Source organism: Paenibacillus methanolicus, assembly GCF_008124765.1.
Classification (GTDB): domain Bacteria; phylum Bacillota; class Bacilli; order Paenibacillales; family Paenibacillaceae; genus Paenibacillus_Z; species Paenibacillus_Z methanolicus.
The window spans coordinates 134,998-149,184 of record NZ_VNHS01000014.1; the positions used below are offsets into that span (position 1 = coordinate 134,998).

The window sequence follows — 14,187 nt, forward strand, 5'->3', positions numbered from 1 at the left end:
CGAACTTTTTAAGGAGTTGAACGTTAGTGGCAGAAGCGTATAAACAAGCCGGCGTCGATATCGCGGCAGGCAACGAAGCGGTCGAGAGAATGAAGAAGCACGTCAAGAAGACGTTCCGTCCCGAAGTGCTGACCGATCTCGGCGGTTTCGGCGGATTGTTCGGGTTGAACAAGGACAAGTACGAGGAGCCGGTGCTCGTCTCGGGCACCGACGGCGTCGGCACGAAGCTGAAAGTCGCGTTCGCCATGGACAAGCATGACACGATCGGCATCGACGCGGTGGCCATGTGCGTGAACGATATCGTCGTGCAAGGCGCGGAGCCGCTGTTCTTCCTCGACTATCTCGCTTGCGGCAAAGTGGTGCCGGAGAAAATCGAAGCGATCGTCGCGGGCATCGCCGAAGGCTGCGTCCAGTCGGGCTGCGCGCTCATCGGCGGCGAGACGGCCGAGATGCCGGGCATGTACTCGGAAGAAGAGTATGACATCGCGGGCTTCACGGTCGGCATCGTCGACAAGAAGAAGATCATCGACGGCAAGACGATCGCTCCTGGCGATGCGGTCATCGGCCTGGCTTCGAGCGGCATTCACTCCAACGGCTACTCGCTCGTGCGCCGTCTATTGCTCGAGCAAAGCGGCTACAGCCTCGATCAAGCGCTGCCGGAGCTGGATGGCAAGAAGCTTGGCGACGTGGTCATCGAGCCGACGCGCATTTACGTGAAATCGTGTCTGGAACTGATCAATCGCGTGCAAGTGAAAGGCATGGCGCACATCACGGGCGGCGGCTTCATCGAGAACATCCCGCGCGTGCTGCCGGACGGCGTCAACGTTAACGTCGAATACGGCTCGTGGCCGATCCAGCCGATCTTCAAGCTCATGCAGGAGAAAGGCAGCATCACGAACCGCGACATGTTCACGACGTTCAACATGGGCGTCGGCATGGTCGTCGTCGTGCCGGCGGACCAAGGGGAAGAAGCCGTTCGCGTCGCGAAGGAACTCGGCGAAGACGCATACCGCATCGGCACCGTGACGGAAGGCAACCGTATCGTCACGTTCACGGGAGCGGACGTGTAATGAGCAAGCTTCGCATCGCCGTGTTTGCCTCCGGGCAGGGGACGAATTTTCAAGCACTCGCCGATGCGGCGCAACAAGACCGGCTCGAAGGCGCAAGCCTCGAGCTTCTTGTTTGTGATAAGCCACAAGCGCCCGTCGTGGAGCGCGCGCGCAAGGCGGGCGTGGAGACGTTCGTGTTCCGCGCCAAGGATTACGAATCGAAGGAAGCATACGAACGCGAGATTCTGGCCGAGCTGCGGCGCCGGGGCATCGAGCTGGTCGTGCTGGCCGGGTACATGCGCATTCTGACGCCGGTGCTGGTCGAGCCGTACATGGGGCGGATGATCAACATCCACCCGTCGCTGCTGCCGGCTTTCCCGGGGATGAACGGCATCAAGCAAGCGATCGACTACGGCGTCAAAGTAACCGGCGTGACGGTCCACTATGTGGATGGCGGTCTCGACAGCGGCCCGGTCATCGCCCAGCGCGTCGTCGAGGTGCTGGACGGCGACACCGAGGAGACGCTCGCCGTCCGCATTCACGCGGCCGAGCAGGAAGTGCTGCCGTGGACGGTCGGCCGGATCGCGGCCGGCTCCGTGTCGCTGGCGGGCCGTCATGTGACGGTGACGACGCTGTAGGACGGGCATTGAACAGGCGATAGGGGAACGAACGAATATAAGAACCACACTTTTGGGAGGGTATTCTTTTGGCAATTCGCAGAGCATTGATCAGTGTGTCGGACAAGACGGGTATCGTGGAGTTCGCGCGGGCGCTTTCCGGTCTGGGCGTGCAAATTATTTCGACGGGCGGTACTTCGAGCCTGCTCGAGAAGGAAGGCGTGCCGGTCATCGGCATCTCCGACGTGACGGGCTTCCCGGAAATTCTCGACGGCCGCGTGAAGACGCTCCATCCGGCGGTCCATAGCGGACTGCTGGCGGTGCGCGACAGCGAAGAGCATCAGCAGGCGATGAAAGACCTCGGACTCGACTACATCGACCTCGTCGTCGTCAACTTGTATCCGTTCGCGGCGACGATCGCCAAGCCGGACGTGTCGTACGAAGACGCGATCGAGAACATCGATATCGGCGGTCCGACGATGCTCCGTTCCGCGGCGAAGAACCACGCGTTCGTGACCGTCGTCGTCGACGCGTCCGACTACGACCAAGTGCTGGGCGAAGTGAAGGCCGAAGGCGACACGACGCTCGAGACGCGCAAGCGGCTGGCGGCCAAAGTATTCCGTCACACCGGCGCCTACGACGCGCTGATCGGCGATTACCTCTCCAAGCTCCAAGGCGAGCCGCTGCCGGAGCGTTACACGGTGACGTACGAGAAGGTGCAGGATCTGCGCTACGGCGAGAATCCGCATCAACGCGCGGCGTTCTACCGCAAGCCGATCGCGGAAGCGGGCAACATCACGACGGCCGAGCAGCTGCACGGCAAAGAGCTCTCCTACAATAACATCAACGACGCGAACGCGGCGCTGGCGATCGTGAAGGAATTCAACGAGCCGGCGGTCGTGGCCGTGAAGCACATGAACCCATGCGGCGTGGGCATCGGCGCAAACATCCATGAAGCGTACCAGAAGGCATACGCGGCCGATCCGACGTCGATCTTCGGCGGCATCGTGGCGGCGAACCGCGAGATCGGCGCCGATACGGCGCAGCTGCTGAGCGAGATTTTCCTCGAGATCATCATCGCGCCGGGCTACTCGCCGGAAGCGCTGGAGATTCTGACGAAGAAGAAGAACATCCGTCTTCTGAAGCTCGGCGAGTTCCAAGCGGCCGGCGAGCGCAAGCAGGACTGGGTCGTGACGAGCGTCGAAGGCGGCATGGTCGTGCAGGAATCCGACGTGCACAGCTTGACCGAAGCCGACCTCCAAGTGGTCACCAGCCGCAAGCCGACGGAAGAAGAGCTGAAGCAATTGCTGTTCGGCTGGAAAGTCGTCAAGCACGTCAAATCGAACGCGATCCTGCTGGCGGCGGACGACATGACGGTCGGCGTAGGCGCCGGTCAAATGAACCGCGTCGGCGCGGCGCGCATTGCCATCGGGCAAGCGGGCGAGAAAGCAACCGGCGCGATCCTCGCTTCGGATGCCTTCTTCCCGATGGGCGACACGGTGGAACTGGCGGCGAAGCACGGCATTACGGCGATCATCCAGCCGGGCGGATCCGTGAAGGACCAAGAGTCGATCGACGCGGCGAACGCGGCGAACATCGCGATGGTGTTCACGGGCGTGCGCCACTTCAAGCACTAGTACCGGGTGTCGCAAGCTAATTAAGCGTGGGCGGAGCGAGTCATCCATTATTTGGGAATCGGCCCGTTTCGCGAGACGGTCATATTCGAGAAGGCAGCATGCGGCGCAGCATAAGAAGTACCTGCGCCGCGCTTCCTTCTCCTTTTTCACAAATGGGGAGGGTTTCGGATGCGGGTATTAGTAATCGGCGGCGGCGGCCGCGAGCATGCGATCGTGTGGGCGCTTAGTAAGAGCGAGAAGGTGAAGCAAATTTTCTGCGCGCCGGGCAATGCGGGTATCGCCGAGTTGGCGGAATGCGCGCCGATCCCGGTCAACCGGTTCGACGATCTGATCACGTACACGAAGGACAACGCGATCGACCTCGTCTTCGTCGGTCCGGACGATCCGCTCGCGGACGGGATCGTCGACGCGTTCGAGGCGCATAACATTCCGGTCTACGGACCGCGCAAGAACGCCGCCGAGATCGAAGGCAGCAAGATCTTCATGAAAGATTTGCTCCGCAAGTACAACATCCCGACGGCGAAATACGAGACGTTCACCGATCATGAGACGGCGCTGGCCTATCTGCGCGAACAAAGCGCGCCGATCGTCGTGAAGGCGGACGGCCTCGCGGCGGGCAAGGGAGTTACGGTCGCGTACTCGATCGAGGAAGCGGAGAAAGCGCTGCACGACATGATGGTCGACAAAGTATTCGGCCAATCCGGCGGAAGCGTCGTCATCGAGGAGTTCCTGCAAGGACAGGAAATGTCCATCCTGGCGTTCGTGGACGGAGAGACGGTGCGCGCGATGGTGCCGGCTCAAGACCATAAGCCGGTATACGACGACGACAAAGGTCCGAACACGGGCGGGATGGGCACTTACTCGCCGCTGCCGCACATCGATCCGGCGCTGGTGGAGGACGCGATCGAGAACATCATCAAGCCGACGGCCAAAGCGATGGTCAGCGAAGGCCGTCCGTTCCGCGGCGTGCTGTTCGCGGGGCTCATGATTACGCCCAATGGCGTGAAGACGATCGAATTCAACGCGCGCATGGGCGATCCGGAGACGCAGGTCGTGCTGCCGCGCCTCAAGACGGATCTGCTCGACATCGTGCTGGCGTCGCTGAACGGACGCTTGGATCAGCTGGAGATCGAATGGAGCGACGAGGCGGCCGTCTGCGTCATCGCGGCCTCGGAAGGATATCCGGCATCGTATCCGAAAGGCCGGGTCATCACCGGTCTGGAAGCGGCCAAAGCGCAAGGCGCGCTCGTCTTCCACGCGGGCACGGCGCTGACGGACGGCGAGATCGTCACCAATGGCGGCCGCGTGCTCGGCATCGTCGGCCTCGGCCGCGATATCGCGGAGGCGAGAGCCCGGGCGTACGAAGCGGTGTCGGCGATTCATTTTGAAGGCATGCACGCTCGGACGGATATCGCGGCGAAGGCGCTGCGCTAGAACGGAAGCGGCATAGCAGAATAGCAATGGCGAGATAGGCAATGTGCCTGTCTCGCCATTTTTTGTTGCGCATGAAGGCGAGAGCCGGGGGAAACTGCTGCCGTGGCTGCGAGAGGGAGAAGAGCGGCAGTCCGTCGCGGATGTTCGTGCTAGCGTTCTCTTGGGAGACCGTGAACCGACGACCTCGTTTTTCCCCCGCACCGTGCGATCTCCGCGAATCCTTAATAAATCTTTAGCGAATGAGGGCAGTTAGTCCGTTTTCCGGGCTACGGTCGTATGTTAGTATAAACAATGACAAAAAACCATTATTATACAAGTTTTGTAATTTTGGATCGAGTTGGTGATTATGGATTGTCTTTCATTTACTATAAGCGAACGCCTCGGAGACGCGACCATGCGGCCGAACGGCGTATCGATCTGCAGCGTCCGCCCGGGCTGCCGGATCGCCCAAGATTTCGTTATCTCGCGCTCTTCGCGCCGTTGACCGGTTTTGCGGTCGCAGCGCTGGCGGCTTGGCTCTATACGCCGATTCCTCGTCGCGCGAGCAGCTATCTGGCGATGGGGCTTGCGTTATTCGCGCTGCTTGCCCTTATCGCACGGAGTCAGCTGCGCCGGCATCGGGCCCGAGTGCTTGCGTATGAGCGGGAAATTAGCCTTCGCGAGGCGGAACTCGCGATTTATTGGAATACCGTACGGGAGCGATTGGCGCGCATGCGGCAGGAAGAACGGGAGGCGTTGGAGGATGCGCATCCGGAACCGTCTCTATGTTTGGAACGGGTCGCGCTACGGGTTTCTTCCGTGTGGGAGCGGGAGCCGGTTGATGCGGATTTCCTCCGGCTGCGAACCGGAATCGGCACGGTCTCGAGCAGTGTGAAGCTCATCGCGCCCAAGCGGGAAGGCGGAACGGCAGACGGCGTCTATGGTACTGCGGAGCGGCTTGCCTCCGAATGTCGCGATCTGGCGGACAGCCCGGTCTGGGTGGATGCGGCGAGATTTCGACTCATCGGCATTGCCGGGGAAGAGCAACCTGCGGAGGCGTTCATGCGGGCGCTGGTAATTCAACTGGCGACGCATCATGCGCCGGATGAAGTGAAGGTGGCGGCGGTGTTCGATGAACGGCATGGCGAGGCATGGAGTTGGCTCAGATGGCTGCCGCACAGTTGGGACGATGATCGCGAATATCGGTACTTGTTCCAATCGCACGGTTATCGGCACGAGACGATGGAACGGTTTCTAACGGAGCTTCGTCGCAGGCGGCGTGCGGTCGGCGGCGAAGGGCGAACCGGCGGCCGGCTGCCGACGTTCGTCTGTCTGATTCCGAATCCGAGCGCTTTGGACGCCCATCCGGCGATCGGCAAGTTGCTGCTCGCCGAGTCGCCGCCCGAGGGCACATGCACGATCGTGCTGGCACCGAGCAAGGAGCAATTGCCCGCAGCGTGCCATCTCGCCATCGACTTGTGGCCGGATCGCGGCGCGGTCGCCAGGCGCAAGGGGAATGGCCAGTCGGCCGGTACGCAGGAGCGGGAGAACGTCGCGCCGACCGGACGTTTCGCGCCTGACGGGGTGACGCTGGCGGAAGCCGAGCGTTTCGCAAGGACGCTAGCGCCGTATCGACTGCAGCGGAATAAGGAGCGAGTGGAGAACGTATCGTCGGGGGCATCGGCGGACTTAAGTTCGGAAGAGGTACGGATCGGACAGTTGGGATTGGACGGGGAGAAGAAGCCGCTGGCCGGGCTATCGGAGCGCCGCGTCGGATCAGCCGGGAGTTGTCCGGACGCCGGCTCCGGTACCGCGCCTTTGCAAGGGTAACGGGCCACGGACGCTTTTGACGAGTCGGATAGATGAGCGGGGAATGAGAGGCTAGCATCGCTTTTGAGGAAGAGCATGATTGTTTAATAGACAGGTTAATGTTTATGTAGTGCAGTACCCGAGAGGGAACAAACGTGGTCGGCATGGATACGGGATGGTCATCATGGAAACGAACATCGGAGGGGATTCGGCATGAACTATACGGTCGTGACAGTCATCGCAATGCCATCGGGCAAGGAGTTCGATCTGGAGCTGCCCTCCGATCTGCCGCTGCAGCAGTTGAGCCCTGCTTTATTAGCAAGCGTAGGGGATGAGATCCCCGAGGAGGCGGAGCCGGCCTTGCGGCTGTCCGTCAGCGAATACGGGCTTAGTTGGAGCGATATCGATCCCGGGCTGACGCTGCAGGAGGCCGGCGTCGTCGACGGCATGTTCATGCGCGTGGAGCGGGTTTGATCGCGTGGGATGGCTTGCGCGGCACGATGCGGATGCGACATGCCGGCGCTCGAGTACGGCAAGTCAACAGAGGAACGAAAGGCGACTGGCGGCTCCGGGAGGGGCCGCTTTTTTTTTGCGTTTGGCGGGAGCGGTTTGTAGGAGAAGCAGTCGAGAAACGGCGCTAAGCGGCGGGAGAAGCGGTGGTCGAAGGCGAACGCGGCGGATGGCGACGATTTTCGAGCCATGTTACTAGATTGTAACAACTTTCTTCTCTATCTACGCTACGATAGAAACAACTAGAGTGGGAGATGGGGAGATAGGCCATGGCAGGGCGCGTTACAGGCAAGTGGACAAAAGGGGCGGCGCTGGCGCTTGCGGTCGCGATGACGGCGGGGTGCAGCGCGCAGACGGGGTTCGGGGTATTGCTCGGCAACGGCGAATCGACGGCGGCGATGAGCGACGGGAGACCGAAAGACGCGACGACGTTGAAGGAGCAGGGAGCAGGACAAGCGGCAAGAGAGAACGCGCAGCCAGAGGACGCGGAACTAGCGGCGTTCCAGCCGAAAGAGGATAAGGAGGCGGGGATCGCGGACGAACGCGCGGCGGCGGCATCCGTGAAGCTTGAGAAGCCGACGACCGGCACGACGCATTTTTCGGCCAAGCAAGGGGACAAGCTCATCGCGCTCACGTTCGACGACGGTCCGGATCACCGGTACACGCCCGAGATTTTGGAGATCTTGAAGGCGAGCGGCGCCAAAGCGACTTTCTTCATGGTCGGCACCCAGCTGAAGAAATACCCGGATACGGTCAAACAAATCGTCGCGGACGGGCACGGGGTAGGCAATCATACGTATCATCATGCCAATTTGGCCAAACTGAACGAGAACGAGATCAAACAGGAAATCAAAACGACGGACGCCTTATTCCGGGAGGCGGTCGGGTTCGTGCCGCATCTCGTGCGCGCGCCGTACGGCTCGGTGTCGGATGTGCTCAAAACGGTCGTGCGCGACAACAATCGCGAGCTCGTCGGCTGGACGGTGGACACGATGGACTGGGACGGGGCGACCGTGACGGCCATGCGCGGCAACGTCAACAAGAACGCCCGCCCCGGCGGAATCGTGCTTATGCATTCGTTCGGCAGCAAACATTTGCGCAACACGGTCAAGCTGCTCCCGCTCATCATTAAAGATCTGCGCGCCAAAGGCTACACGTTTGTCACGGTCGACGAACTGCTCGCCGCCAAGGCGCAAAATAAAAAAGCGGCGCAAGCGCAGGGGAAGAAAATGGGTTAAAGTAAAGGAAGAATAAAGGTCCGGAGTCCCTGGCGGAGGGGTTGGGGAGGGAAATCCAAAGTAAGCCTTGTCCACCAGGACAAAAGCGTGCATCGCACGAAAGCATCCGCCAACCACCAACCTAACGAGCCAACACGAAACGGGAGTCCAGAGGGCAGCGCCCTCGGAGCCCCTCGGCGGAGGGGTTGGGGAGGATTATAGAAGGGAGGGAACCTACCATATTGAACTCGTGGTTACGCCGCCCGCTGCTAGCGCTGCTAAGCGCATCAGCCCTCATGTCAACAGCCGGCTGTCAATATACAATGACGCCGGCAGACCTGTTGACGGTGCCGCAGGCCGAGGACGGGAACACGGAATTGGCCCAGGCGATCCGCGTGGCGCTGCCGCCAAGAGCCAAGCTGACGCTGTCGGATCAGGGCAGCCTGGCCGCCGTCCGCAAAGCCGATGTCGACGGTGACGGACGCAAGGAAGCGATCGTCACGTACGTGACCGACCTGGACACCGAGCAAGTGATGGTCATGCGTGCCGGCGCGAGCGGCGAGCGGCAGGGTTGGCATAAATGGTTCACGCTGGCGGAGTCGACCGGGTACGGCGTCGATTGGCTCGAAGTAGACGACCTGGACGACGACGGCCGTCCCGAGCTGGTCGTCGGCTGGAACGAATACGACGAGCCGCAGCACCGCCTGTTCATCTATACGATCGCCGCCGACGCCGATCTGCAGCAGTCGCCGCCGGTGCCGCTGGCGGAGCTGACGTACGAGCAGGCGAAGCTGGGCGACGTGGACGGTAACGGCAAGGCCGAGTTGGTGGTCATCCAGCATGAGCGGGAGCAGATGACGGCTTCGCTGCATCTGTACCGGGTGTCGGCGGGGCAAGTGAAGGACGAGCTCGCCGCCCCGATCGACGGGACGGTCGACGGGTATTACAACCTGGCCGTCGGCCAAATCGCCGCCGGCCGTTACGGGGTCATCATGGACGGCGGCATTGGCGCCCATTCCTCGCTGACGAACGTGCTGGCGTGGGCGAACGGACGGCTGATGCGCGTATACCCGCCGGTGAGCGGGCGGGAAGAAGAGCAGTGGAACGCCTCCTCGACCTTCAGCGGCGACGGCAACGGCGACGGCATTTTGGACATCGAGACGCTGGTGGACGCCCCAGGTCAGCCGGAGGACCGGTCGTATGCCGATACGCTGTGGATCGAAGAGCGGCGACAGTGGGACGGCAACCGGAAATTCGACGTGGTGCAGCAGCGGTACGCCGATTACGGCCAAGGGTATGCGTTCAGCTTTCCCGACGGCTGGTACGGCCAAGTGACGGTTAGCCGGTTGGAACATACGTTGGACGAGGGCGTCGCCATCGAAGGGACCGCCTTCGAATATGTCGAGCCCAAGACGAAGCGCAGAGCGCCGTTGTTCTGGCTCTACGCGGTGCCGCTCAAGCAGTGGGATACCCTGGAGCAGCAGTGGAAAGCGGAGGGCGGCGCGATCCACGTGCTGACGAAATCGGCGGGAATGACGTATGCCGTCTTGGAGCGGGAAGCGCCGAAAGGGTGGGAAGACGAGATACGCAAACGGTTCGAGGCGATACGGCCGGGCGCGGATGAGCTGGCGAAGCGATTCGAGTTGATTCCCGACTATTAAAGCCGGCGCGCGCAAGCCAAGCAGAAGCAAGAGCAGGAGGTTACGCAATGCGGATATTGCTGTTGGAAGACGAGGAAGCGATTCGCGGGTTCGTCCGCATCAACTTGAAACGCAACGGCATGGAAGTGACCGAAGCGGAAGACGGCGAGACGGCGCTGGCGCTGGCCGAAGCGGCCGACCCGCCCTTCGACGCGGCGCTGCTGGACGTCATGCTCCCGACGATTAGCGGTTTCGAGGTGTGCGAGCGGCTGCGGCGGCAGTTTCCGCGAATGGGCATCATCATGCTGACGGCCAAATCCCAGGAAGAGGATAAAATCCGAGGGTTGGAGTTAGGCGCGGACGATTACGTGCAGAAGCCGTTCAGCCCGGGCGAGCTGATCGCGCGGCTGGGAGCGCTGCACCGACGCATGATGCCGGGCGGCTTGTCGTGGGCGGAGCAGCCGGGACATTCGGGGACGCCGGGCGCCGCGCCGGGTGCGGGCGAGTCGGCGGCTGCCATCGAGACGGCGAACCCGCCGGAGAGCCGGGCGTCTGCCGCGTACGGCGCAATCGGATCGGGCGTCCGGGAAGCGAACAGCTCGGCTCCACCCGGTTCAGACCGGCAGATGTCTGGACCGGGGTCGGATAACGCCGGTCTCGAAGGACCCGCGGAAGCCGTTACCCCGGCAAGCGCGACGCCTTCCGCCGCTCCGCATGATCCTGATTCGGAGCAGACCGTGGATGGACGCGCTCATTCGCAGTCTGCCGCTGCCGGCGCCAGTGACCCGTCTGCTCCTCCCGCACCGACGACGTCAGACGGCCATCTGACCGGCGATACGACGACGAATGCCGATCCTTCCGCCCCGTTCGGCCGCCATGAACTGCAGGCGGGACCGTTCCGACTGTCGGCCGTGCAGCGGCGTTTATGGAAGAACGGCGAAGAGGTGGTGCTGACGCCGACCGAATGGACGCTGGTGAAACTGTTGATGGAGCGCGAAGGGGAAGGCCTTAGCCGGGACGATATTTTAAGCGCCGTGTGGGGACGCCATTTTATCGGGGATCTGAAAATCGTGGACGTGAACATCCGCCGCATCCGCCAAAAAATCGAGGATAATCCGTCGCATCCGATGTATATCGAGACGCTGTGGGGCTTCGGCTACCGCTTCAACCGGGGCCGCGCATGAACAGCATCCGGACGCGAATGGTGTGGAGCTTCGGCATCCTGATCATGCTCGTCGTCGTGACGCTCGGCTCCCTCTTCGCGGCGCTCGTCTGGAACTACTACTACGGCAGCGCGACCTCTTCGCTCATCCAGCGGGCGGAGACGGAAGCGGCGCTCCATAACCGCAATCTCGCGGTGGCCCCGATGCACGTGGTGGCGCGGTACATGCTGCAGAATATGACCGAAGGCAAATCCAGGCTGCAACTCCTCGACAACGCGGGCGCGCTGGTCGTGGACAGCGACGGTATGCCTGGCGAGGGACGCATGCTGGCGACCCCCGACGTCGAGCAGGCGCTGAGCGGCGACCGCGGCATTTGGCGCGGGCCCGACCCGGTGACGAACGAACGCGTCGCCGCCGTGTCGGTGCCGCTTATGCGAGACCAGCGCGTAGTCGCGCTTTTTCGGTACACCTCTTCGCTGAAGGGCATCGACGACATCGTGCGCAACATGATCCTCGTGACGATCTTCGGGGCGCTCGTCGTCGTGCTATTGTTCTTCGGCATGAGCGTCTTGATGGCCAATCTGATCGCCCGGCCCATTCGCAATCTAACGAAAGTGGCGGAGCAGATGGCCGAAGGCGACTGGACGAAGCGGGCCAAAATCCAGAATCGCGACGAGATCGGGCGGCTTGCCGACACGCTCAATACGATGGCGGCGGAGATTACGCGAAGGGAGAAGCTGAAGAACGACTTCATCTCGTCCATCTCGCATGAATTGCGCACGCCGCTCACGTCGATCAAGGGCTGGAGCGAGACGCTCGTATCGGGCGATCCGACGGATGTGGAGGAAGTGCGGATGGGGCTCAAAATTATCGACCGGGAGACGGAGCGATTGTCGGGTCTCGTCGAGGACTTGCTCGATTTCTCCAAGCTGTACGCCAAGAACATCGTGCTGCATCCCGAGCCGCTCGACATGCTGGCGCCCGTGCGCGAGACGGTGCGCCAGTTCGTGGCAAGGTCGCAGCGGGAGAGCGTGCAGCTGTCGGCGGATTACGGGGCGGACGGACCGTTGCTGGTCATGGCCGATGCCAACCGGCTCAAGCAAGTGCTGATCAACGTGCTGGATAACGCGCTCAAGTTCACGCCCAAAGGGGGAACCGTCGCGATAACCGTCACGCGCGAGGAAGAGAAGGCCGTCGTTCGAATCGCGGATTCGGGGGTAGGCATCGCGGAGGACGATTTGCCTCACGTGACGGAGAAGTTCTATAAAGGCGAAAGCCAGCGCGCGGGCAGCGGACTTGGCCTTGCGATTTGCAAGGAGATCATCGAGCTGCACGGGGGAGCGCTAGAGTTAGCCAGCGTGCCGGGCGAAGGCACGACGGTGACGCTCCGGCTGCCGCTCATGGAGCAGCATGCGGCCGAAGAGACGACGGAGCCGATCTAGTAAGGAATGCGGCATCGACGCCAAGTCGCCGCGCCCATCATAGCGCGATACGCGCCCATAGAGAGGCCATCGCATGGAAATTGCATTTCCGGTGCGATGGCTATTCTTTATAGAACAGCGCTTTATGTTTCGCCGTTATATAGGCGATGGCCAGGGCGGTGAGCACAACCAGCGAGACAGGCAGCCAGTGATCGACCACGAAATCCACGAGCGCGGCCATAGATCCACGTCCTTTCGTTCCAGCAAGGTGAGGAGAGTTACGTACAGTATGCCTACCGCGTCGCGTAGGTTAACCGCGGTAACAATTGACTTGCCGGCCCGATCCGCAGCCGGAGAAATCGGCGATCGTCCGCTACTGCCGTACCTGCCCGGATACGAGTCAATCGGCCGCGAGGACAAAATGAAGACAACCCGGTCTTCCTATGGTTTAATAGGGGTATTCTAGTTATTGCCAGGCGAACAAGGCCGAAGAAGGAGGACCACTTCCTTGTCCAACATGTTTACTAATGCCGCGCGTCGACATCCGCTGCGCTGGATGACGCTCGGCGCGCTTGCCCTCGTCCTCATCGCCGGCTGCTCCGAAGGCGGCGGGCTGAACTCGCTCCCGGAGCAGCAATCGCAATCGAACAATACGGGCAACGAGGCGCAGCCGGAGTCGGTGATTCCGGAGGAGGAAGCCGAGACGGGCGGCTACATCGCGCCGCTGACCGGCTTGCCGTCGGACCATGAAGTGACCGCGCGCCCGATCGCGGTCATGGTCAATAACATGGGCAAAGCCCGCCCGCAATCGGGGCTTCCGCATGCCGACGTCATCTGGGAAGTGCTGGCCGAAGGCGGGATCACGCGGCTTGTCGCGATATTCCAGAGCGACGAGTTTACGGATCCGATCGGTCCGATCCGCAGTATCCGTCCCTATTTGATCGAGCTTGGCGAATCGTACGGCGGGGTGCTCGTGCATGCCGGCGGTTCGCCCGATGCATACGCGATCCTGCAGGGGCAGGATAAGGAGCATCTCGACGAGATCACGAACGCGGGCAGCTACTTCTGGCGCGAATCGTTCCGCAAGGCGCCGCACAACCTGTATTCGAATGTGGAGAAGATCCGCGCGGGAGCGCTGAAGAAAGCCTACGCCAGCGACGTGCCGGCCCCGGTCCGTCCGTTCTCGGAGACGGGCGGGACGGCAGGGGGAGGCGCGGCCTCGAAGGTGGAGATCTCCTTCATGCTGAAATCCTACCATGTCTCCTATGCGTACGACGCGGCGACCGGCTTGTACGCCCGGTCGATCAACAATGAGCCGCATATCGATCTGACGACCAAGGAGCAGCTGAAGGCGGCGAACCTCGTCCTATTGGGAACCGCGCACAAGGTACTCGACAACGTCGGGCGACTGGAAGTCGACCTGGAATCCGGCGGACCGGCGAAGCTGATTCAGAAAGGATTGGCCGTGGATGCCGAGTGGGAGCGGGGGATCGACGGCGTCATCCGGATTATGAAGGACGGCAGCGAACTGCCGCTCGTGCCGGGGCGGACGTTCTACCACGTGCTTCCGAATTCGCCGGACTTCGCCTCTCATTTCACGTTAAGCTAAATCGCGCTATCAAGCCGGTTCGCATCGTGCGTGCCGGCTTTTTCGCGTACCCGGACCAGCGTCCGCATGATGAGATCCTAAAGGGCTCGGCGGTTAAAATCA

Annotated in this window: 11 protein-coding genes and 1 pseudogene; all 12 read left to right on the forward strand. The window is 61.8% G+C overall.

Annotation, left to right across the window (positions count from 1 at the left end; translation table 11 throughout):
• Positions 1 to 26: 26 nt before the first annotated feature.
• On the forward strand, positions 27 to 1,070 hold the full coding sequence (gene purM, locus BCM02_RS30850) for a phosphoribosylformylglycinamidine cyclo-ligase (RefSeq protein WP_148932982.1): 1,044 nt from the start codon (positions 27 to 29) through the stop codon (positions 1,068 to 1,070).
• Positions 1,070 to 1,687, forward strand: a complete 618-nt coding sequence (purN, locus tag BCM02_RS30855; RefSeq protein WP_148932983.1) for a phosphoribosylglycinamide formyltransferase — start codon at positions 1,070 to 1,072, stop codon at positions 1,685 to 1,687. Before purM ends, purN begins: the two co-directional genes overlap by 1 nt.
• 68 nt (positions 1,688 to 1,755) lie before the next feature.
• A complete protein-coding gene (gene purH, locus BCM02_RS30860) occupies positions 1,756 to 3,303 on the forward strand; it encodes a bifunctional phosphoribosylaminoimidazolecarboxamide formyltransferase/IMP cyclohydrolase (RefSeq protein WP_148932984.1) in 1,548 nt (515 codons plus the stop codon).
• Positions 3,304 to 3,471: 168 nt separating this feature from the next.
• Entirely contained in the window at positions 3,472 to 4,737 is a 1,266-nt protein-coding gene (gene purD, locus BCM02_RS30865; RefSeq protein WP_148932985.1) for a phosphoribosylamine--glycine ligase, read from the forward strand.
• A gap of 351 nt (positions 4,738 to 5,088) precedes the next feature.
• Positions 5,089 to 6,546 carry a hypothetical protein gene (locus tag BCM02_RS30870; RefSeq protein WP_148932986.1) on the forward strand — a complete coding sequence of 486 codons (1,458 nt, stop codon included), beginning with the start codon at positions 5,089 to 5,091 and terminating at the stop codon, positions 6,544 to 6,546.
• A 192-nt stretch (positions 6,547 to 6,738) separates the two neighbouring features.
• Entirely contained in the window at positions 6,739 to 6,999 is a 261-nt protein-coding gene (locus BCM02_RS30875; protein ID WP_148932987.1) for an EsaB/YukD family protein, read from the forward strand.
• Between the two features lie 305 nt (positions 7,000 to 7,304).
• Entirely contained in the window at positions 7,305 to 8,273 is a 969-nt protein-coding gene (locus BCM02_RS30880) for a polysaccharide deacetylase family protein (RefSeq protein ID WP_148932988.1), read from the forward strand.
• Between the two features lie 221 nt (positions 8,274 to 8,494).
• Positions 8,495 to 9,913, forward strand: a complete 1,419-nt coding sequence (locus BCM02_RS30885) for an FG-GAP repeat domain-containing protein (protein WP_148932989.1) — start codon at positions 8,495 to 8,497, stop codon at positions 9,911 to 9,913.
• Positions 9,914 to 9,960: 47 nt separating this feature from the next.
• Positions 9,961 to 10,329: pseudogene (locus BCM02_RS30890) on the forward strand (response regulator transcription factor); the annotation flags it as partial.
• Between the two features lie 189 nt (positions 10,330 to 10,518).
• The gene (locus BCM02_RS36425) at positions 10,519 to 11,076 is read left to right on the forward strand and encodes a winged helix-turn-helix domain-containing protein (RefSeq protein ID WP_148933028.1); all 558 of its coding nucleotides are present in this window, start codon (positions 10,519 to 10,521) and stop codon (positions 11,074 to 11,076) included.
• Positions 11,073 to 12,497, forward strand: coding sequence for a sensor histidine kinase (locus tag BCM02_RS30900; RefSeq protein WP_148932990.1), 1,425 nt, complete (start codon positions 11,073 to 11,075; stop codon positions 12,495 to 12,497). The genes BCM02_RS36425 and BCM02_RS30900 overlap by 4 nt, the downstream gene beginning before the upstream one ends.
• A gap of 496 nt (positions 12,498 to 12,993) precedes the next feature.
• Positions 12,994 to 14,085 (forward strand): DUF3048 domain-containing protein, encoded by a 1,092-nt coding sequence (locus BCM02_RS30905; protein ID WP_148933029.1) that lies wholly within the window; start codon positions 12,994 to 12,996, stop codon positions 14,083 to 14,085.
• Positions 14,086 to 14,187: the final 102 nt, after the last annotated feature.

Excerpts from the sequence above, each read along its gene's own strand:
- purN (WP_148932983.1), top strand. The coding sequence starts at position 1,070 with ATGAGCAAGCTTCGCATCGCCGTGTTTGCCTCCGGGCAGGGGACGAAT.
- BCM02_RS30900 (WP_148932990.1), top strand. The coding sequence starts at position 11,073 with ATGAACAGCATCCGGACGCGAATGGTGTGGAGCTTCGGCATCCTGATC.
- BCM02_RS36425 (WP_148933028.1), top strand. The coding sequence starts at position 10,519 with ATGTCTGGACCGGGGTCGGATAACGCCGGTCTCGAAGGACCCGCGGAA.
- BCM02_RS30880 (WP_148932988.1), top strand. The coding sequence starts at position 7,305 with ATGGCAGGGCGCGTTACAGGCAAGTGGACAAAAGGGGCGGCGCTGGCG.
- purD (WP_148932985.1), top strand. The coding sequence starts at position 3,472 with ATGCGGGTATTAGTAATCGGCGGCGGCGGCCGCGAGCATGCGATCGTG.
- BCM02_RS30875 (WP_148932987.1), top strand. The coding sequence starts at position 6,739 with ATGAACTATACGGTCGTGACAGTCATCGCAATGCCATCGGGCAAGGAG.
- BCM02_RS30905 (WP_148933029.1), top strand. The coding sequence starts at position 12,994 with ATGTTTACTAATGCCGCGCGTCGACATCCGCTGCGCTGGATGACGCTC.